The organism is Enterococcus innesii, from assembly GCF_022846515.1.
Lineage (GTDB): Bacteria > Bacillota > Bacilli > Lactobacillales > Enterococcaceae > Enterococcus_D > Enterococcus_D innesii.
In genome coordinates this window covers 2,153,371-2,173,102 of the sequence record NZ_AP025635.1, presented here as the reverse complement: position 1 = coordinate 2,173,102, position 19,732 = coordinate 2,153,371, and the positions used below count along the sequence as shown (strand labels likewise).

At 42.4% G+C, this 19,732-nt stretch carries 17 protein-coding genes; 8 read left to right on the top strand and 9 right to left on the bottom strand.

Annotation, left to right across the window (positions count from 1 at the left end):
- Positions 1-7 precede the first annotated feature (7 nt).
- Positions 8-1,495, bottom strand: a complete 1,488-nt coding sequence (locus ENLAB_RS10170; protein WP_140965191.1) for a phytoene desaturase family protein — start codon at positions 1,493-1,495, stop codon at positions 8-10.
- Positions 1,496-1,805: 310 nt separating this feature from the next.
- Between ENLAB_RS10170 and ENLAB_RS10165 the strand changes: the two genes are divergently transcribed.
- The 5 genes from ENLAB_RS10165 (at position 1,806) to ENLAB_RS10145 (ending at position 6,593) form a co-directional block, all read left to right on the top strand.
- Entirely contained in the window at positions 1,806-3,212 is a 1,407-nt protein-coding gene (locus tag ENLAB_RS10165; RefSeq protein ID WP_220426317.1) for an ABC transporter permease, read from the top strand.
- An 83-nt stretch (positions 3,213-3,295) separates the two neighbouring features.
- On the top strand, positions 3,296-3,925 hold the full coding sequence (locus ENLAB_RS10160) for an ATP-binding cassette domain-containing protein (protein WP_185938618.1): 630 nt from the start codon (positions 3,296-3,298) through the stop codon (positions 3,923-3,925).
- 19 nt (positions 3,926-3,944) lie between these two features.
- Positions 3,945-4,613 (top strand): response regulator transcription factor, encoded by a 669-nt coding sequence (locus ENLAB_RS10155; RefSeq protein ID WP_220426319.1) that lies wholly within the window; start codon positions 3,945-3,947, stop codon positions 4,611-4,613.
- Entirely contained in the window at positions 4,594-5,919 is a 1,326-nt protein-coding gene (locus tag ENLAB_RS10150; protein ID WP_220426320.1) for a sensor histidine kinase, read from the top strand. Before ENLAB_RS10155 ends, ENLAB_RS10150 begins: the two co-directional genes overlap by 20 nt.
- A gap of 296 nt (positions 5,920-6,215) precedes the next feature.
- Complete coding sequence (locus ENLAB_RS10145; protein ID WP_096742070.1) at positions 6,216-6,593, top strand: DUF7006 family protein; 378 nt, start codon at positions 6,216-6,218, stop codon at positions 6,591-6,593.
- Positions 6,594-6,827: 234 nt separating this feature from the next.
- On the opposite strand, the gene ENLAB_RS10140 is transcribed toward ENLAB_RS10145, so the two are convergent.
- Positions 6,828-8,321: an AcpB/EbpR/MafR family transcriptional regulator gene (locus tag ENLAB_RS10140; RefSeq protein ID WP_244350956.1), complete on the bottom strand. Its 1,494-nt coding sequence runs from the start codon at positions 8,319-8,321 to the stop codon at positions 6,828-6,830.
- Positions 8,322-8,773: 452 nt separating this feature from the next.
- Between ENLAB_RS10140 and ENLAB_RS10135 the strand changes: the two genes are divergently transcribed.
- The gene (locus ENLAB_RS10135; protein WP_194194992.1) at positions 8,774-10,261 is read left to right on the top strand and encodes an AcpB/EbpR/MafR family transcriptional regulator; all 1,488 of its coding nucleotides are present in this window, start codon (positions 8,774-8,776) and stop codon (positions 10,259-10,261) included.
- A 143-nt stretch (positions 10,262-10,404) separates the two neighbouring features.
- On the opposite strand, the gene budA is transcribed toward ENLAB_RS10135, so the two are convergent.
- From budA to ENLAB_RS10120, 3 genes are all read right to left on the bottom strand, one after another.
- Positions 10,405-11,121 carry an acetolactate decarboxylase gene (gene budA / locus ENLAB_RS10130; protein WP_244350953.1) on the bottom strand — a complete coding sequence of 239 codons (717 nt, stop codon included), beginning with the start codon at positions 11,119-11,121 and terminating at the stop codon, positions 10,405-10,407.
- An 18-nt stretch (positions 11,122-11,139) separates the two neighbouring features.
- The gene (gene alsS, locus ENLAB_RS10125) at positions 11,140-12,792 is read right to left on the bottom strand and encodes an acetolactate synthase AlsS (protein WP_244350951.1); all 1,653 of its coding nucleotides are present in this window, start codon (positions 12,790-12,792) and stop codon (positions 11,140-11,142) included.
- Between the two features lie 253 nt (positions 12,793-13,045).
- The gene (locus ENLAB_RS10120; RefSeq protein ID WP_244350947.1) at positions 13,046-14,005 is read right to left on the bottom strand and encodes an alpha/beta hydrolase; all 960 of its coding nucleotides are present in this window, start codon (positions 14,003-14,005) and stop codon (positions 13,046-13,048) included.
- A 218-nt stretch (positions 14,006-14,223) separates the two neighbouring features.
- Here ENLAB_RS10120 and ENLAB_RS10115 point away from each other — a divergent pair, with 218 nt between their 5' ends.
- Complete coding sequence (locus tag ENLAB_RS10115; RefSeq protein WP_200125629.1) at positions 14,224-15,153, top strand: methyl-accepting chemotaxis protein; 930 nt, start codon at positions 14,224-14,226, stop codon at positions 15,151-15,153.
- Positions 15,154-15,235: 82 nt separating this feature from the next.
- Here the strand turns inward: ENLAB_RS10115 and ENLAB_RS10110 are convergent, their stop codons facing one another.
- From ENLAB_RS10110 to ENLAB_RS10100, 3 genes are read right to left on the bottom strand one after another with little or no spacing between them, the layout of a single operon-like run.
- Positions 15,236-15,988, bottom strand: a complete 753-nt coding sequence (locus tag ENLAB_RS10110) for a hypothetical protein (RefSeq protein ID WP_244350944.1) — start codon at positions 15,986-15,988, stop codon at positions 15,236-15,238.
- 25 nt (positions 15,989-16,013) lie between these two features.
- Positions 16,014-16,256: a hypothetical protein gene (locus ENLAB_RS10105; protein ID WP_244350942.1), complete on the bottom strand. Its 243-nt coding sequence runs from the start codon at positions 16,254-16,256 to the stop codon at positions 16,014-16,016.
- Complete coding sequence (locus ENLAB_RS10100; RefSeq protein WP_244350940.1) at positions 16,253-17,377, bottom strand: hypothetical protein; 1,125 nt, start codon at positions 17,375-17,377, stop codon at positions 16,253-16,255. The genes ENLAB_RS10105 and ENLAB_RS10100 overlap by 4 nt, the downstream gene beginning before the upstream one ends.
- Before the next feature lie 421 nt (positions 17,378-17,798).
- Here ENLAB_RS10100 and ENLAB_RS10095 point away from each other — a divergent pair, with 421 nt between their 5' ends.
- Positions 17,799-18,935 carry a serine protease gene (locus ENLAB_RS10095; RefSeq protein ID WP_081117690.1) on the top strand — a complete coding sequence of 379 codons (1,137 nt, stop codon included), beginning with the start codon at positions 17,799-17,801 and terminating at the stop codon, positions 18,933-18,935.
- A 109-nt stretch (positions 18,936-19,044) separates the two neighbouring features.
- On the opposite strand, the gene ENLAB_RS10090 is transcribed toward ENLAB_RS10095, so the two are convergent.
- A complete protein-coding gene (locus tag ENLAB_RS10090) occupies positions 19,045-19,545 on the bottom strand; it encodes a hypothetical protein (protein ID WP_244350938.1) in 501 nt (166 codons plus the stop codon).
- Between the last annotated feature and the right edge of the window lie 187 nt (positions 19,546-19,732).

Sequence of the window (19,732 nt, the reverse complement as noted above, 5' to 3'; positions counted from 1 at the left end):
TCTTGTCTTAGTGTTCTCTTTTGGTGATCATCTCACTGACTTGCTGTCCACTGAGGGTCACCATCGGCATGCCGGCACCGGGATTGACCGTACCGCCAACGAAGTATAGATTGTCGTAGCGTTCGCTGTGTTTCGGGTGTTTAAAGCCATGATTTTTCTTGCGATTAGAGACCGTGCCGTAGATGGCGCCGCGATGTGACAAATAATTCTTTTGGATGTCTTCAGGTGTCCAGCGGTCTTCATACACGATGTGCTTGCGTAGATCCGTTAAGCCCATGTTTTCCAGCTTGATCAAGATCCGTTCACGAAAGGCATCGTATTCCGCTTCCGTAAAGGGTTTATCCTGCAAATAAGGGATATGAGGCAAGATTTTGATGTTTTCATGCCCTGCCACTGTTTGCGAAGGATCGGTTTTGTTGGCATTGACCAAGTAGATCGTTGGGTCTTCCGGCAGCTGATGCTGATGGAAATTTTGATCAAAGTTTTCTTTTGAGGCATTGGAAAAGAAAAAGTTGTGGTGCGCCAGTTGCGGATAGGAGGTTTTGACCCCTAAGTGCAAGACGAAACCAGAACTTGCTGGTTCAAATTTTTCTTCCAGTTTTTGAGTAAAGGTCGGCGCTTCTTCTAACAGCTCTTCATAAGCCGGGATCACTTCCATGTTGGAAACAAAATAGTCGGCTTCGATCAACGTACCATCATCCAAACGAGCGGCACGGATTTGTTCCTGTTCAACGATCAATTTTTCCACTTTGTGTCCCGTGTGGAAGGTCACACCGATCTCTTTTGCTAAGCGAACGATGCCTTCGGCTAAACGATGCATCCCACCTGGCACGTACCAGACACCTTGGGCATGCTGCATGTAGATCATCATGTTCAAGACGGCTGGGGCGTCATAAGGAGACGAGCCGACATACTTGATAAAATAGCTCAGCATATCTTGCAGCTGCGGATTGCTGACACGTTTTTGAATGGCATCATGCATCGAAGAGAAATAATCAAAGCCTTTCAGCGCTTTGATCACGCCGTGATACTTCAAGATTTCTTTCGTGGTATCTAAGCCTTTCTCGAAATAGCCTTTTTCCGTGATTGCATAAATCTTTTGCGCATAGTCCAAAAAGTCTTGGTACTCGACCATGTCTTTTTCCGACAAGTGCGGGTTTTCCTTTGCCATGCGGGCAAGATCGCCATAGAGATCGATCTTGGTGCCGTCAGGAAAAAAGGAGCGCCATTCCAATGGCAATCGGCGAATCGCAACATAATCCGCCATATCGCGATTGCTGCCAGTAAATAATTTTTCGAAAATCTGCGGCATCGTCAAAATCGAAGGACCTAAGTCAAAGCCGAAGCCGTTTGTTTCCAGTCGGTTCAACTTGCCGCCTAAATGGTGATTTTTTTCATATAATGATACATCAAAGCCATTTTGGGCTAATGAGACCGCCGCTGATAGACCACCAAGTCCGCCGCCGATCACTACAACTGTTTTTTTCTCTTTCATTGAATTGCTCCTCGTTTGCTTTAATGAACGTCCCTATTTAGCCAAACCTTCTCGTCAAAACAGACGGTTGTGTCTCACTGCAACTGCGTGTCTTGACACTGTTTTGGTATTGACGACTTAAATCAAAGGATCGTTTTTCTAGATAATTCTATAGTATCACACCTTTGGAAAAATGACGGGGATGAGCCTAGCGCCCATGGGATGACAGGAAAGCCTTCAAGCGTTCGCCAACTTCACACGAAACACATATTGGCCACATATTCGGCTAACCTTCTTCCTGTATACTTTCGCATATCAAAGGAGGAATTTTATGAACTTTTTTACTCGTATCATCAAAAGTATCACCAGTCTCAAAAAACGGACCGCAATCATTGGCGGGTTGTTTCTGGTCGTCTCAACGTTTTTGATCACGGCGAGGCTGACCCAATACGAACTGCAGAAAGTATTGGAAAATGTCCAACAAGACTTGAATTCAATAGTAACCATCGAGCTGGATTATGAGAAGATCCTTCAGTCCATGTATTCCGGCGATCTGCAATCTGGTACCGATGTGTTGAATGAAGAATTGCTGGAGAAAATTGAAAAATCCAGTTATGTCGAAGATTTTTCCGTCAGCGCTGCGACCCAGCTATTCACCCAGTATGCTGACCGGACACCAAAACATGAAGACAAGGTGCCGGGAGGTATAATCGAACCTTCCAATGAAATCGAAATTTATGACAGCAACGATCCTGAATTAGCAAAATACAATCTGCAGATCATTGAGGGCGATCTTACTACCAATAACAAAGAGACTTATCCAATCATGGTCTCGAAAAAGTATGCGGAAAAACACAACCTAAGCATTGGTGACCCTTTAACGTTGGATTTCAATTCGGGTTTCGATGAAGAACAAGAAGCTTTGAAAAAAAGCGGAGTTATCACTGGTATTTATGAGTTAGCTGCCAATAGTCCTCGCCCCCACAAAGATAATGAAGAGCGGTTATTTTTTTCGACACGAAGGGTTCTCAAAGAAGTCAAAGAACTGCAATTTGGTGAAAACACTCCTTTGATGGCGGGTTATGACAAAATCAAAGTCAGCTTGAAAGATCCGATGGATACTCAAAAGTTCTTGAATGAATTAGATGCTGAAAACAGCAAATACCAGCAGGTCGCATTCAAAAGCTCCTACGAGCAATACAAAACGATCCAATCAATGATTACAGATTTTTCTTCGATCTTGAACTTCATTCAGCTTTTCTTGATCCTTTTTGCCTTGATCGTCATCGGGTTGATTATGATGCTCTCGTTACGAGAGCGTAAATACGAAGTCGGCTTGTTACTGTCATTGGGAGAAACAAAAATCAACATCCTTTTGCAGATGTTCTTAGAAGTCGCAATCGTTTTGGTCGTCAGCTTCGGTATCAGTTTCGCCTTATCCACCACAGTGATCGCACCTCAAGCAAGTGCAGTCGTCAATGAACAAATGCAAGCTTCTATGGGGGAACTTAGTGACAATAGCAGCTTGAGCATGCCGCGAGGAGACAATTATGTGGAAGATGAAAGCACCAAACTCAACACCGAGGTCTCTATCCAGCAAACCGATTTCAAAGAGTCGCTCATTTTTTCTTCAGTCATCTTTTCATTATTGGCAGTCATCACTTGTGTCACAACGATCCTGCCAACTATGAAGATCATTAAGAGAAGTCCCAAAGAGATCTTGTCCAATAACGAATAAGCAAAATGTTAAAAAAAGTTAAAAATACCTATTTTTTTAAAGAAACCTTCACAGATTTGATGAATACTAAAGGAGAAGATCAAATGCTCAAAATTACAGATATCAGTTACTCATACAAAGATGAGACTATTTTGCAAAATGTCAGTCAAGTGTTTGACGCTGGCAAGATCCACACGATTATTGGTCAATCTGGTGTCGGAAAAAGCACTTTTTTGTCTTTGATTTCCGGTCTTGAATTTTTGCAAAGCGGTTCAATCGAGTTCAAAGGCCAGTCAATGACGAATTTAGTCTCCTATCGCCGGCAAATCAGTTACATTTTCCAGTCCCTCAACTTGATCCCTTATTTGTCACCGTTGGAAAACATCACGATCGCCACAAATATCCACAAAGTTAAAAACCCTCAGTCTCCCAGCAGCTATTTAAACAAAGTAGGGATTTGTGGCGATATACAGCACAAAAAATGTCACCAGTTGTCTGGGGGACAACAGCAGCGGGTGGCAATCGCCCGAGCTCTCGCCTTAGATTCTGATCTGATCATCGCCGATGAGCCGACTGGCAGCTTGGATCTGGCAAACAGTGAAAATGTCATGACGATCTTTAAAGACTTGCGGGATGCAGGCAAGTGTATCATCATCGTCAGCCATGACTTAACTTTTAAAGAAATCTCAGACTATGTATATACGATCAAAAACGGACGATTGACCCTTCTTTAGTAATAGAAAGGAGTAATCCATGGCCACAGAAATTCTTCTTATTGAAGATACCGATGAAATCAGAAGAGGCATCCAGTTGAGTTTACAAAAAGAAGGCTATCAAGTCACAGCCTTTGATGAAGCGGAAGCTGCTTTGAACGCCCTAGAGACAAAAACTTTCGCTTTGATTTTACTCGATTTGATGTTACCTAAAATGAGCGGAGAAACGTTTTTAAATGAGTTAGGCGAAAACAACCCGATCCCGGTGATCGTGATCAGCGCATTGAACGATGAATTCACTCAGATCAACCTTTACAACAAGCGGATCGATGATTATGTAATCAAACCTTTTTCTACCAACATCCTCGCTTTAAAAATCGATGCGATTTTGCGCAGAGTCGGTCACAAAGAAAATGCGGCGGTCACGTATAACGACTTGACATTGGAGATCAATAACTATCAAGTTCACAGGCAAGGCCAGCCGGTCGAATTGACTTCAAAAGAATTTGAGCTCTTGCAAATGATGCTCTTAAGTCAAGGAAAAGTCTTTTCCCGTGAAGAATTTTTAGACACAATTTGGGGCTATGACTCCTTTGTCGACTCTAGGGCGATCGATGTTCACATTAAAAACCTCCGCAGCAAATTAGGCAAAGACATCATCCAAACTGTTAAAGGGATCGGGTACCGTATTGAAAAAGAAACGAATTAAATGGAAAACGACTCGCATCATCTGCTTCTTTACATTGACAATGTCATTCGTGACTTTTGTGAGCGTGATAGGTTTTTTCTTACTAGATATCGGTCCTCGGATCGAAATGAAACAACAAGCGGTCTTTGACACTGTAGTCCGGGAAATTTTTGATATTGTCAATGACGATGAACTTTCTTTCCAACGTTTGGACAGTTATCGAATCGATGGCTATACCATAATCATTTTTGATGCCCAGCAAAATACCATCTATCCCATCCAGCAACCCATCACCGCGAAAAATGGTGAGCTGATCCATCTCACCAATGGGTATCAATCGACGTTTGACACTAATGGCTACAAAGTTTACGTTAGTTACCCTGTCCAAATCAGTGCCGTCGATGTAAAAGAGATCATTTGGCTAGCAACGCCTTTTGTTTTGCTGCTAGTTAGCCTATTGACCTTGGCTGGAAGCGGCTTGTATACCTACTTATATCGAAACGAAAAGAGCAAACTGGCGTCTGTCTTCCACATGATGGAAAAAAATATTCCGTATGAGGAGATTCATGACGTAAATACCATGATCAAATTGCATGATTATCTAGTGATCGAAACTCAAGTAACTGCCCTATATCAACAACTCCAATGTGCCCAGCGGGCCGCCTTGGAACAAGTTCAGCAGATCAAACAGCTGGAGTTAGAGAAAAAAACATTGCTAGAAGGATTCACCCATGAGATGAAAACACCGATCATGGCAAGCCAACTGCTATTAGCGAATGTCAGAGATGACTCTTTATCTGAAGAACAGCAAGAGTCCCTTCTAGCCACAGAAAATGAATTGAAAAAGCTGCAGCAGTTGATCAAAGAAATCCTGTTCGTTTTTCACAACCAACAGGCCCATGACGACCAACCACTTTCTGTGCGGGAAATGATCGATCACTTGATCGAAGAATATGAAGTTTTATGGAGTGATAAAGGTTTGCGGATCGAAATTGATCAACAACAAGAGCTGACGTTTTTCTACCACCCGAAATTGGCAAAGAAAATTTTCTCAAACCTTTTGAGCAATGCGATTTTTCATTCCCCACCCAACAGCGTCGTCACGATCATTCTTACTAACAAACAATTAACGATCAAAAACCCTATCAAAAAAACTGGGCCGCTGAAACACTCAGATTTGGCCAAACCCTTCTTCTCTTATGGAGAAGAGGCTGGTACAGGTTTAGGTCTGTATATCGTCAAAACAATGCTAAAACACTCGCACTATGGTTTTACATTTGATTGTCAAAAAGATTTCACCGTATCCATATATAAAAAACAGGACTAAGCCGCTATACTCGTCCTCTTTTATTTTTTATAACAAAAGATATCGTATATTCTCGACTTTATTGACTGATTCATCAACGAAAAAAAGTTCTTCGTATGGATGCGAAAAAACGCGTTTGAGACTCCATGAGAAATCAAGTACATTGGATGTAACGAAAGTCCTCGTTGATACTGCGACTGCAAAACGCTCCTGTAAATACGAGTGCCTCCTGTCAGATACCCAGTTGCCGCAAATGCTTTCGATGATCGAATCAAATAGGTTTCACTACAAGTCAACTACAATGAAGGAGTATCGATATGAACTTAAAAACGATTCAATCAGCTGAAGAATATTTAAACTTTTTCGATGAAGAATTTATTCATTCTAGCTGTTCTAGCGAAGACCCTAAGATCTTTAACTTTTATTTATCCTTGCGCCAACGTTTTCTAAACATCTACAACGACTCCGATAATAGTTTTTTCAAAAAGATGTCGTTGTTGCTGGACATTGATGCTCAGTTGCAGATCTTAAAAGAGCTGTACAACTTAAAAAAAAGTGCTTTAAACGAATACACGCAAGAAGAGATCATTCAGCTGACTGTCAAAGACAAAACCTGTTTTTATCGGGAATTGACCGGAATTCAACTGAATCAAAAAGCTCCTTGGAGCTTGATTTATTTAAGCGAAGCACAGTAAATAGCTAAACTGGTTCTCCCTAACTCATTTGTTTTAAAAGGCTTGTACTCACTATCATTGACACTTCCCCATCCCCAAAATCGATGTTTTTTGTGTAAAAACAAGCCTTTAAAACCAAAGCCCAATTCCTTGACTGCTAGATAGTTTGAAGGAACTGGGCTTTGCTTATGCTCTTCGTATAGAATTGGAATAGACCTTTTCTAGCGACTCTTCATAATTGCAGATGAAGAGAAATTAGAAGAGGTCTTTTAGCGCGAACGGTCGCGTGACATCCGGGTTGATTCTTTCCAATAGCCGATTCCAATCAGAGGAAGAAGGAATCGTTTTGAAGACAATGCATTCGATGGTATCGCGAAAAGCGGACGCATGCTCTGCATAGTTCGTTACTATCAGGTCGATCTGATTTTGCTTCAAATAGTGGGGGGTGACTTCGCCAGAATCCGGATAAAATACTCGGTGAGAGCAGCTGAAATACCGATTGGACCACCCTTCAATGTACTGAACGATATGGTGATTGCCCTCGAAAATAAAGGCAATGTTTTTTCGGGGAAACCAATAGCGCTCACGAACAGACTCGATATAAATAACTAAATTCGCGCAAAAATCCGGCAAATATTGAGGAGAATACAACTCTTGATAAAAAGGATTGTTCTCTAAGAATCGTTGATAAAAAGCAAATTCTTTCGGAAATGTTTTACGAATAAAAGTATTGACGTCCCAAATATTGCGATTCGCTGAAGTCGATAAGCATTCCCTCAATTTAGCAGTAGTAAAAAAAGATTCAATCAAAATCAAATCATTTTTTGGGTTTGGACTGTTGACATTCAAGAGTTGATAAAAACTGTTGGTCAATTCGCGAATTTTTGGCCAGTGATTATACGAGAGACAGAATTTTTGCTCTACGATGACATTTTGCAATTTTCTTTTAGTGATAATACTCACAAACAAAAAGACCAACTCATCGTGAGGAAACTGAAACTCAAAATACTTGTCTATCACTTCATTGATCCGTTGAAAGTGCAACAGTTGGATACTATGTCTCAAAGCATGGTATAACTCTTCTTTTACCTGAATCCTTTGCCCTTGTAAAAATCGCTCGATCGAAATATGCAGCAGATAACTGTATTGAGAGAATGAGGCGGTATGATAGCTATTTTTTTCAAACATCCCACTGATTTCAGTGACTGCCTGTTGAACCGCTACCGACGGAAAAACCGTGTGAGGGGTAATATCTGTCTCGTAGAAAAAGGTACAGAAGAAATTCCGAATATCTGCTTCCTCGCCTACGATATTCACAGGATCCAGTGTTAAGGTCAAATCAAAATGAGTAAGCTGTTGATGGATACGCCGCAAATATTTCGATAAGGTGCTTTTAGATAGAAAAAGACAGTCGGTCCACTCATCAATAGATTTCAACTCACCCATAAAAATATTTTCCAGCATAAGAAACAAGGGCTCATTCGCTAGCAGGGATGCTTTTTTCTTTTCATAACTTGGGTAGTTGTTCAATTCAAATAAATACCCTTGATTCGTCGAAGAGATTTGCAATAAGCCAGCAAAGTACTCATTGATGCCGCCAATATCTTTTCCAATCGTTCTTGTAGTACTTTCTGTGACTTCTGCCAAGCTACTCGCACTGCAGATCTCACTTTTTTCAAAGGCATTGAGAATTTGGAACCATCTAGCCGTTGATTTATTTGTGACAAAACTTAACTGGAAATTCTTCAAAAATAAGCTCCTTACTGAAAAACATCGTTTTTACTGATTTGCGCAAGAAGGCGCCTAGGAGATGTCATTATACCGGGTTTTCTTTCAGCTAAAAAATTTGTTTTTTCATAGACGGGTGAAAAAAGTTGCTTTCCCCCATTCTGTTGTACAACAATAATTGTAACTATTGATTAAAATAGTGCAAGGAATTTGCGTTTATTTAAGAAAAATAGTAAATTTCAGGATGGTTCTTTGATTTGACAGTCGAAACTCTTTCAGTTGATACATATCTGACAACGAAGGAGGCATCTTTTGGCTATCATGGAAATTGCATGATAGCTCCGTTTTAGCGTCAGATTGTTTCCATGAGTCGCTTTGCGTTATTCTTGCTAAAAGGCCATCGATGACCGACACAAACCAAAGGATTGCACACCTTTTTTATAAACGGCTATTTTATATGATGGGAGACTACTATGAAAACATTTCAATTAAAATTCATGAAAAATCGTTCTCTTGTTCGTTGGTTACAATTATTAGATGAATTTGAAAAAAATCCCACTTGTACTCTTAACGACTTGGCTAAAATAACCAAAAGTAGTACGCGGACGGTTATCACAGATATCGCCAGTATTCGGAACTATTTTAGTGACTCAATCGAAATCCATGCGGCTAAAGTCGGGTATTTCTTCGAAGAGCTTGATCACGAATCTTATCGCAGAAAAAAACAAGCCATGGTCAAGGATGAACCAATTTTTTTGATTTTCGAAAGTATCTTTTTTAATGAGGTCCAATCATTGATGGATTGGAGCCTTTCACTCAACCTTTCTGAGCAGTCATTGCTTAGTTATTTTAAAAAAATCGAAATTTACTTACATCCTTTTAACCTTCGTCTTAAGACTAATCCAGTGACATTTGCAGGATCTGAAATTGATATCCGTAAATTTTTTTGTCTTTTTTACTATGAGTCTGACATCAACATCAACACGATATTTCCTTCAATCAATGTACAAGAAGCAATCAAGGAGATCACTACTCTTCTGCAAGCAAAACAAATGCAGTCTTCTTCCTTCTCCTATTTTGCCTATGTTCTTTACATCAGCATCGAGCGCAGCAAACGAGGGCTTTTGGCAAAACCATCTTCTGAGCTCTATGAACTGATCAAGAAAAATAATTTGTTATCACAATATCAAGAGTTGCAAAAAATCATGCAACGACATTTTAATTATGAACTTCCTAAGGCGGAAGCTGTTTATATTTTCACCTGTATTATTTGCCGTCGTAAAATCAATAGTCCTTCTTGCGAAGAATTTTGTCGAACATATAACTATTGGCCTGAAATTAAACAGATCGTCAGCGATTTTTATGCAGAAAACCAAGGCAACAGTCTCGATGAACGAAAAGACTTCCTTTGGCTTGAGTCTTTTTTCATCGTAGTAAAGTTACGAGAGTTGCTCTCTTTGACGATGAACATAAACATTGATGATTTAAATCAATTTGTCAAAGAGAAGTTCGCAAAAGAGTATCAAAAAAATTATGATTTCCTCTTTACACACACCTTAGTGAAAAAGCTCTATTCTCGAAAATACTTAGATGACTTTTGTGCCAGTCTCACTATGTACATGGAATCCATCAAGGAAGCAAACTGGGGCTCCCCACGGACGATTGCCGTGATTTTTGAAGGCAATGAATATGTCTGCGAGTATGCTGAAAATATTATTCGTCGCTACCTAGGTGCCTATCATACGATGTACTATCCTGATTCGAATGAACTGTCACACGAATATTTGAAGGAAAAAAATATTGAGCTTTTGATTACTAATTACTCTGAATATGCCACAGAGTATTTATTGGACGTCGAAAGCATCTTGCTAAAACCGATCCCCGATGCCTCCGACTGGAATCGATTATTGAATAAAATCAACACACGAATATTACGCTTAGTCGTATTAGATAACAATTGATTTGCGATTTCTGAATCGAAGGAGATCTCAAGGGAACACGGGTAACTTGTCATGCTACAAAAAACCGTCCATAACAAAAAGCAAGCTAGAATGCGATTCTAGCTTGCTTTTTATCGTTTGTCTATTAAGAAATCTACCGTTGCTTATTCCGCTGATTCAATATCTTTGGCGATTTTTGCAACATCGATCTCCCGCTGCAAGTAATCTTGATTATCAATAGGAAAATGCTGACGAAATTCAGCTAGTTCCATCAATTCGACTTCGCCTGCCGCCACTTCAAAGTCCAAGACATGACCAGCAAATGTGCGGTCATCACTAATAAAATGCAGGTGGAAACCGGCGGCCGCAGCACCGTGGAACAACAACGGGGTAAAGAACCCGACGATCGTACCACTGATATCTTCTGCTTGAAATTCCGGCTGATGCTGGATGATCTCAATGAATTTTGGGTATGGTTTTTCTTGCTTTGGGGCAACGCGGACGTACATCTTGGCAAATACCCCATGGATTTTGACAGCGGAAAACAAATTCGGACTGACTTCTGTCAGGACGTGATTTTTCACTTCTTCATCGGTCATCTCTTGACTGATCTGTAGGTGCTTCGCCGCAGAAAAATCAACGACTGCCGCATAAGGGGTTCCTTCATTTCCTTGGAGCACTTGCACCTTGCCCGATTCGTCTACATGGTAGATTTCACCATCTAAAATAATTACTTCCCCATTGGAACCAGCCAACGTACCGATCCCAAAATTACCATATTCAAGCATTTTGCCGATTTGCTCCGTGCCATCCATTAAATCCTGCATCAACCCACCTAGGGTACCATGCTGATATAAATAACTTTTGTTTTTCACTTTCATCTTGCTGCTCCTTTGGTCTTAATAAAATTGATCAGGTAGGATCGTTTTGCCCAGATCGGCATTATCTGAATAATCCACAGGGATGTCAATGATCACTGGACCATCCGTGGCAAAGCCTTCTTCGATGGCTGCCATCAATTCTTGTTTAGTGGTTGCCCGCAAACCTTTGGCACCAAATGCTTCGGCATATTTTACGAAATCAACTGGTCCAAAATCAACCCCAGAAGCACGATCATATTTCATTTCTTCTTGGAATTTCACCATATTGTAGGTACCGTCATTCCAAATCAAGTGAATGATGTTTTGTTTCAAACGGACGGCTGTTTCTAACTCTTGGGCAGAAAACAAGAAGCCACCATCGCCAGATACAGAGATCACTTGAGTATTTGGTCGCACGAGCGCTGCAGCGATCGCCCATGGCAAAGCGACTCCTAAGGTCTGCATGCCATTACTAAAGAGCAGGTGTCGTGGCTCATAGCTGCGGAAATGACGGGCCATCCAAATGTAGTGGCTGCCGACATCCACTGTCACCGTCATGTCATCGGTCACTTCTTGTTGCAAAGCATCGATGATTTCTAGGGGATGTAAGGTATTGTTGCTGCCTTCGACATCCGCTGGTTTTTCATTGAGTTTGGTTTGCAGCGTCGTTAAATAGTTGTGAGCGTCTTCGCTCAAGTGATACTGATCGATGGCTTTTGATAGCTGTTCAATAATTTTCGCGATACTGCCCATCAGTTCAACTTCGGGCTGCATAAATGGATCGATCTCCATCGGTACTTCATCGATGACGATCACGCGGGCATCTTTTTCCGCATTCCAGTTGCGAGCTTCGTATTCGATCGGGTCGTACCCCACAGCGATCACTAAGTCGCTGCGTTTCAACAGCATATCACCGGGCTGATTGCGGAACAAGCCGACGCGGCCAAAGAAATGCTCTTCTAATTCACGAGAAATGATCCCAGCACCTTGGAAGGTCTCTACGACAGGCAACCCAGTTTTTGCAACTAAATGACGAATCGCTTGTGTTTCTTTGACGCCTGAAGCCCGCATCCCTAAGAGTAAGACAGGCAGTTTGGCTTCTTTGATCCGATCGACGAGTGCCTGGATATCTTCTGCATCGGCACTGCCTAATTTAGGTGAAGATAGTGGTTTGATCGCTGCCCCTTGGACAGTTCCGTCTGTCACATCTTGAGGAATGGATAAAAAGCTCGCCCCTTTTTTCGCTGTTTTTGCGATGCGAAAGGCGTTGGCAATACTTTCAGAAAGGGTTTCAGGATCTTGGACTTCACTGCTGAATTTCGTGATCGGCGCAAACAATGCCGCATTATTCATGCTTTGGTGGGTCAATTTTGAAAGGTCAGAACGCTTCACTTGGCCTGCTAGTGCCAAGACGGGGTCACCTTCGGCAGTTGCCGTGACCAACCCAGTCGCTAAATTACTGGCTCCTGGTCCACTTGTTGCAACGACGACTCCTGGCTCTCCTGTCAGGCGACCGATTGCTTGTGCCATAAAGGCCGCGTTTTGTTCATGTCGTGCCAAAACCAACTCTGGTCCCCGATCACTCAACACGTCAAAGACGCCATCGATTTTTGCACCAGGAATCCCAAAGATATAAGGCACCCGATGATTTTCTAAACTTTCAACAATGATTTCTGATCCTTTTGCACTCACTGTATTACCTCTTTTCAAAAACTGTATTAATCACAATGCATATAATAGCACTTTTTATTTATTTATCAACGAAAAACACTTATTAATATCTGTACTACAAAAACGCAGTTTTTTAGAGAGCGTTTGCATCTGCTTCAGACTGCAGGTGTATGTCTTTCCATTTTTCCGACAAAAAAGGAGTGGATCGCTCCACTCCATACATCCTTTTCTGTATCAGAACACCGCATAAAAAGAAGCTTCTTTCGTCGGTTTCTTATTCTGCGGGGACATTTTTTTCCGTCAGCCAACCGACAGCCAGTGTCATGGCAGCTCGTGCGGCTTGGGTCTGATCCATCGCATTGACCATCACAAAATCATGGATGATCCCTTGCATCCGTGCTTGGGTGACTTCCACGCCAGCTGCTCGTAAATGCTGCGCATAGGCTTCCCCTTCATCCCGCAAGACATCTGCTTCGCCTGTAATGATCAACGCTGGCGGCAGATCGGCTAACTCCTCTTTGGTCGCGCGTAGAGGAGAAGCGGTAATTTGATTCCGCTGTGTTTCATCCGTCGTGTATTGATCCCAGAACCATTGCATCCCTTCTTTGGTCAGAAAATAATTTTCACCGAATGCTTCATACGAAGGCGTATCAAAGCGGGCATCTGTCACAGGATAGAACAATAATTGTTGTGCGATCGGAATGCCACCACGGGCTTTCGTTAACAAGGTCATAACGGTCGCCATGTTCCCACCTACGGAATCGCCAGCCACGGTCAAACGGCTAAGGTCTAAGCCTTTGACATCGACAAATCCCGGTAATTGCTGCAAGACCGCATAATTTTGTTCGATCGCCGTTGGGTATTTTGCTTCTGGTGAACGACTATATTCAGGAAAAATGACGATCGAGTTGGTTCGTACCGCCAATTCACGGATCAATTTATCATGAGTCGCGGCACTGCCGAAGACCCAACCCGCGCCATGGAGATAATAAATGACAGGGAGAATCGCATGATTTCCTTCAGGACGAACAAAACGAACATTGATGGTCCCCCATTCGCCTGTATCAACGGTCTGATCTTCTATCTCAACCGCCAATTTATTGACGGGTGACTCTTGGACTTGTTCCAATAATGCGCGCCCTTCTTCTGGCGGTAATTCATAGATCCGTGGGTGCGGTGCATTTGCCTCACTAAATTCAACGGCTGCTTTTTCCAACGAAATTCTATCTGTCATACGATTCTCTCCTTTTGTTTGAAATCGTTCGTGTTGATCTTAAGGGTACCACCAAGTCATTCTGATGCAAAGAATCTTGCTTTCTTCTGTTTCCAAGCATGTTGTTCGACAAAAAAGGTGGTTTTTGCACTCTTAACTGCCTTACCTTCATGACCGATAACTGTAAGACACTCGCTGTGTAAACTTCCCAAAAAACTGAAAGGCGTAGGTAAGTACGTATGAAATTCACATTAGATGAAACACAAAATAACCGTCTGCTCGCTGCTATTTTTCAAGAACTCGCTGTCATAGTCTTTGATCCGCAAAAAGAAGTTGTTTTCGCCAATGCCAACATGACTGATATCCTAGGGTACAGCCAAGAAGAAATCATTGGCTTACCGCATCGGACCTTTTGTTTTGACCATTATGCTGTCAGTACGGATTACCAAGCTTTCTGGAATCAACTGCTTTACTCAAAGCAACGGTTTCAAGACAAAATCATTCGGAAAAACAAACAAGGAGAAAAACTGATTTTAGAAGGGATCTACTTCCCTGTCCTCGATGAGCAGCAAGAAGTCGTCAATGTCGTCAAAATCGCTTTTGACATTACCCAAAGAGAACAAGCCTTAGCGGTCACTATCAAAAAAGTGCAAGAAAGTGCTGCCTCCCTGACACGACTTTCTGCCAATGGGCACCAGCAAGTCGATCATTTGTCAGAGAACTTGGCGCAAGTCAAACGGCTGTCTGATCAAAATCAAGCAACGACCCATGCCTTAGAAATGGATAGCCAACAGGTGACAGCGGTGCTGCATGACATCGACCGCATTGCACAACAAACCAAACTGCTATCCTTCAACGCTTCCATCGAAACAGCACGCATCGGCGAACAGGCAGCTGGCTTTCGGGTAGTTGCCGATGAAATGCAAAAATTAGCCGAACAGACCAAGCAGTTGACCCAAACCATTGCCACAACCATGCAAGCCATCAACCAACAAGCCTTAGTCGTGTTAGATAGTACCGACTCGACGACCATGAAAATCAGTGATTCGCAAAAAAGTCTCGCTGCCGTTTTGCATTCTTACGACACGTTGCGAACGACGGCCAGTCTTTTAAACGATGAAGCCGAGTATTTAACAGAGACCAACGATGCTGAGTTGGAAACCACATGAAGTGAAAGAGCGCCGCTGTTTGCGACGCTCTTTTTTTTGACCAATAATTTGATCCCTTATTTGATTTTATTGATACTTAGTACTAGCCAGCCTCCATCTCTTGCAACAACTGCTGTAATTCTTGCAAAAATGATTGGGTCGCAAAGCCCAATGCTTGGAGAGGAATGCGGTATTCCTGTTGAATCACCAAAAAGCTACTAAACATTTTATGCTGGATCTCAAAGGCAAGGTTCGTCCAAACACTCCAGGAAAAACTGGCTATTCGTTTTTCTTTTTTTTCGTACGTGCACAAATACACTCGTTCAACGCCAAAAAGCAGCCCCGCATTCGCTTTCTTGCCCGTCATCTTTGCCGTTAGCAGTGCCAGAGGTGTCTCCGTTTCAGGCACTTGAAAACTAGCAAGGACTTGGCTTTGCCATTGCCGTGGCAGCACTTGTCTTTCTCCAGAGAAATAGAACAAAAAATTTTGTTTTTGAAAAAAGGCAGTCAAACGGTTTTGTCGCTGGTTGTGCTGATGGATGGGCGCCCTTTGAATCGGAGACGTCTGGTTTCTTGACGTTGGTTTTGGCTGCTCCCGTCCAACGAAAACGTCGGCTGATGGTGCGTTTTCCCTACGAGCAGCAGATGGCAGACTGATTTTCTTCAAGAGAGCCGCCAGCTGGGTTAGCGTAAGCTGTTTGTCCGTCAGGGAACTGGACTGGGCAATTTTGGCGTGGTCAAAGGGCAATTTGATGACCATTTTGCCGCGGCAATACAGACAGGTTGCCGTACCAACACCCCAGTTTACTTCTAGTTCCCCTAAACAATGGGGACATTGAATGGGAATGATATCCATAGGATCATCCTTTCGTTTCGATGCATCAATCAGAGCTATTCGTTGTAAAAATACGGATCGTATTCCAGCTGACAAACGCCAGCAGCACTAGAAGCGATAAGCCATAAAAACCGAAATACCAAATCAGGAATGCTAAAAAAAGGATCAAGGCGAATTCATACGCCATATTTTCGAGACTGCTGTAAAATACTGTTTTCCGGACGAGTTTCTTCCTACGCGCTTCAAAAGCTTTCTTCACGGCAGCTGTTGATGCATCCGGCTGACTCATGCTTGAGAAAGTTCCGCTTTGAATCTGCCGTATTCTGAGAAAAACTTGACCTCTGGTACGAGCAAGAAATACCAAGTCGCAAGACAAGCAAGCAACAGGACGATCGATGAGGTAAGCAGACTAAAGGCAACGGCCGGTAATAAAAACCCATCAAATAGAAGATTCGAAGTAATTCCAGAAAAAAATCCCACAAAAAAGAAGGTATAGCAGAACCGCCAAAGAACACTGCTGGTCCTAGAAAAACTTTTCTTGACTTGCACCAGCTGTTCACATTCAGGAAGCTCGGTTGGAAAGAGCCGTTCAGCATCGGTACCATCAGCCACGAAAGAATAGGTTTGGTTTCCGTACCTGAATTCGCCAAGATAATAAGGAAAATACAGTTTTTCCGTATCGCAATGCTTAGGAAAAAGGGTTAGTTGAAGCTCGCTTGGGGTTTCTGTTCCAATCAAATAGTCTCTCGCTCCCGCTTCAAAGGCTTCCAATAAATGGGGAGCAGCGAGTGCCGTTTCCCTAGAAATATCAAAAGGTAGCACTTGGACGTCTTGGTTATGTGCCGAAAACTGCTGCATCTCTGTGCAATAAGCGGCTTCTTTTTTAATATGCAGCGGCAGTTTGCCATTGATACTGTAATCAGCCTCTTTTTGGGCATCCGTCGGAAACACTTCACTGAAAACCGTGGTGTTGCCACTGCTATGTAAATGAATGCTGGCACTGATACGCCCCTGTCCCCTCTGCTGTTCCTGATGCACATAAGCCCCTCTTACTTGGGCTTCATAATCGATCTGAAAATAATACAGGGGGATAAATACACGTTTCAGCTGAACTAATTCGAGCTCAAAAAAGACACTTTCCGAAATGGTGTCCTGCCAAGCCAGCTGCTTTTTCAAGGCCTGGAGACACCCCTTTTCGTCATAGGCAAAGGGATAGAAGCCTTCTTTGACTGATCCTTGAATGTGCGCTAAATCTTTGAGTGTGGCATCAGGTTTCTTTTGTTCCGTTTTTTGAAGTTCCGGTTTGATCAGCAACTCGTTCAAACAATACTGACAGACAGCTTTTCCTGAGTCCCAATCAACTTCTAGACGTCCCAAACAGCTGGGACATTGAATTTGGGTGATTTTCATTTTTACTCCTTTTTTTGAATACATATTTTCTTGTTGATACCCTAGTTGATTTTTTAGAGGGAAGAACCGTCTATTTTTATGGCGGCTTTGGGGGGAAGATACCACAGGAACCTGCTGATTTACAGATGTTTGCTCGTTTCATTACGTATGATCTTAACGTTTTTTTTCAGTGATGAAGCAAAAAAATGTACTGAAACTAAGTGCCCTTTCGAAAAAGACAATACAGATAAAACAGCCAGTTACGTATCATATTATAACAAAAAATTAAAGAAATCTATTTTTTATTGATAAAAATAGATATTGATTTGCGATTGCTACTCCCTTCTACTCTTATCAGCATTGATTACCGGTTATGAATGGCTTATAAGTTAGGAAAAATGTTATAATTAAAATATTCACAAGAAAGGAACTGAAGAAAGTTATGGGGATGTTTATTTTTGTTATTGGTTTTTTGACAATGGTTGTAAGCGGAATCTTTTTTGTTCTTAGTTTGATCAAGAAAAAGCCGCTTCGCAACAAGATCGTTATTTTTATGGGTGGTTTTCTCTTATTGATTGGCGGAGCACTAATGACTCCAGCAGCAACACCGGAGCTTCACGTAGATGAAGCAGAACTGGTTACCAACGAACAAGGCGAAGCGGCGATTACGGGACAAACCAACCCAGAAGCGCAACTGACGATCAACGGGGTGGAGGTTTCGCTGGCGGACGAAACATTTTCTTACACCGTGCAACTTCAAGATGAAGAGGAACAGGAATTTTCTCTCCAAGCCTCCATGGGTGGAAGCACCAAAGAAGAAGTCGTCACCGTCAAACCTTCTCGCGCATTTCTAGCGAGTTTGCAAGCTGAAAGACAAGAACAAGCAGCACTGGAAAAAGCTGAGACGGCACTGGCTCTTGCCGAATCCCAGCCAAACCAAAAGAATTACGACGAAGCCGTGACGCTGATTCATGCTTTAAGTAAAACCTACGAAGATCTCGCTACTCGGCTAGCTGTAGTTGAAGAACACCTTGCCATCGGCAAAGCCCTCGATACCGCTGAAGCTTCTCTTGAACGCAGTGATTTCGATCAGGCAAAAGAATTGGTCGCACAAGCGGTTTTGAACAAGGAAACATTTGAAGGTCGGTTATCCACTGTAGAAACCAAGATTTCTGAGAAAGAAGCAGAAGCACTCGTTGCAGAAGCTGTCCAAGCGGTGGAAGCGGCAGAGGCGGAGCCGACAAAAGATACCCTTGCTCGTGCAGAAGATGCTGTCGCTCGTCTCAAGACCCCCGATGAGGAATTAGCTACTCGAACAAAAACAGTGGCGCAAACAATCGCTGCCAACGAACAAGCAGCCGCTCAAGCCAAGGCGGAGGAAGAACGGCAGGCAGCCGCCGCTGTGCCAGAACAAAGTCAGCCAGCCGCTGCTAGCAATCAAGCCCAAACGTCGGTCCTCGTTACACCAACAGGTTCGAAATATCATACGAGAAAATGCGGCAACGGTACCTACACGCCTGCCACTTTAGCAGAAGCGCAAAGTCGCGGACTTACTCCTTGCGCAAAATGTTTTCCGTAATAGTCACTAATATTTTGCAACGAAAAAAAACAAACCTCATTTTTGCCTAAGGTTTGTCCACAGTCTGAAGCGGTTGTCTCGTCGGAGACAGCCGCTTTTTTATCACTTGCTATTTCTCATCGTAAGAAAACTCGTACTCGTTTTGTTCGTCATCGATCAGACGCTTGTCATTGTTGTCCGCCATTTTGAATACTTTCTCAAAATCATCACCAGTCATGCGCACTTCCTTTTTCTCTTGATCAATGATCACTTGGGCATTTGTCACTTCAAAAGTGTGCATAGTGCCGATGTCTGCCGCAGTCAGTGCTTTGCTTTTGGGAAACTCTGCTTGTAGATGTTCATTGATCTGCGCTAACTGTTCTTCTTGTTTCTCCGCGATATCCGCAGGTGATTGATTCGGATTGGTAAAAAAAGTCAGCGTTTTATTGACAGTGATCTTTCCATCTTCAAATAGATACAAAGCATATTGCTGATGACTGTTGCTATTGGTCAATACTTGATTCGCAGCTGCAGAGTCAACCCCTGAGCGACTGCAGCTTGCCAAAAAAAATAACGCCGCTAAACAAACGGTAGCAAATATTCCTCTACCTAACTTGCTTTTCGTTTTCATTTTTCCCCTTCTCGTTGTCCCTAAGTTTCCTTCTTTCATGATTTTTCGCAAACCCGTGGGTTTGTGTTCCCTGTCAAATTGAGTTATTTTCAGTATAGCATAAACAATTTGCTTTTATAGCTTTTTTTTATAATGAGATTAATTCCACGCGCAAAAAAAAAACCAACCTTGTCGAGACAAGATTGGC

What these genes read in the sequence shown, in the direction of transcription:
- ENLAB_RS10090 (WP_244350938.1), bottom strand. Translation starts at nt 19,545, where the DNA reads ATGAAAACGAAAAGCAAGTTAGGTAGAGGAATATTTGCTACCGTTTGT.
- ENLAB_RS10165 (WP_220426317.1), top strand. Translation starts at nt 1,806, where the DNA reads ATGAACTTTTTTACTCGTATCATCAAAAGTATCACCAGTCTCAAAAAA.
- ENLAB_RS10145 (WP_096742070.1), top strand. Translation starts at nt 6,216, where the DNA reads ATGAACTTAAAAACGATTCAATCAGCTGAAGAATATTTAAACTTTTTC.
- ENLAB_RS10105 (WP_244350942.1), bottom strand. Translation starts at nt 16,256, where the DNA reads ATGAGTCAGCCGGATGCATCAACAGCTGCCGTGAAGAAAGCTTTTGAA.
- ENLAB_RS10120 (WP_244350947.1), bottom strand. Translation starts at nt 14,005, where the DNA reads ATGACAGATAGAATTTCGTTGGAAAAAGCAGCCGTTGAATTTAGTGAG.
- ENLAB_RS10115 (WP_200125629.1), top strand. Translation starts at nt 14,224, where the DNA reads ATGAAATTCACATTAGATGAAACACAAAATAACCGTCTGCTCGCTGCT.
- ENLAB_RS10110 (WP_244350944.1), bottom strand. Translation starts at nt 15,988, where the DNA reads ATGGATATCATTCCCATTCAATGTCCCCATTGTTTAGGGGAACTAGAA.
- ENLAB_RS10095 (WP_081117690.1), top strand. Translation starts at nt 17,799, where the DNA reads ATGGGGATGTTTATTTTTGTTATTGGTTTTTTGACAATGGTTGTAAGC.
- ENLAB_RS10100 (WP_244350940.1), bottom strand. Translation starts at nt 17,377, where the DNA reads ATGAAAATCACCCAAATTCAATGTCCCAGCTGTTTGGGACGTCTAGAA.
- budA (WP_244350953.1), bottom strand. Translation starts at nt 11,121, where the DNA reads ATGAAAGTGAAAAACAAAAGTTATTTATATCAGCATGGTACCCTAGGT.
- ENLAB_RS10155 (WP_220426319.1), top strand. Translation starts at nt 3,945, where the DNA reads ATGGCCACAGAAATTCTTCTTATTGAAGATACCGATGAAATCAGAAGA.
- ENLAB_RS10170 (WP_140965191.1), bottom strand. Translation starts at nt 1,495, where the DNA reads ATGAAAGAGAAAAAAACAGTTGTAGTGATCGGCGGCGGACTTGGTGGT.
- ENLAB_RS10160 (WP_185938618.1), top strand. Translation starts at nt 3,296, where the DNA reads ATGCTCAAAATTACAGATATCAGTTACTCATACAAAGATGAGACTATT.
- ENLAB_RS10135 (WP_194194992.1), top strand. Translation starts at nt 8,774, where the DNA reads ATGAAAACATTTCAATTAAAATTCATGAAAAATCGTTCTCTTGTTCGT.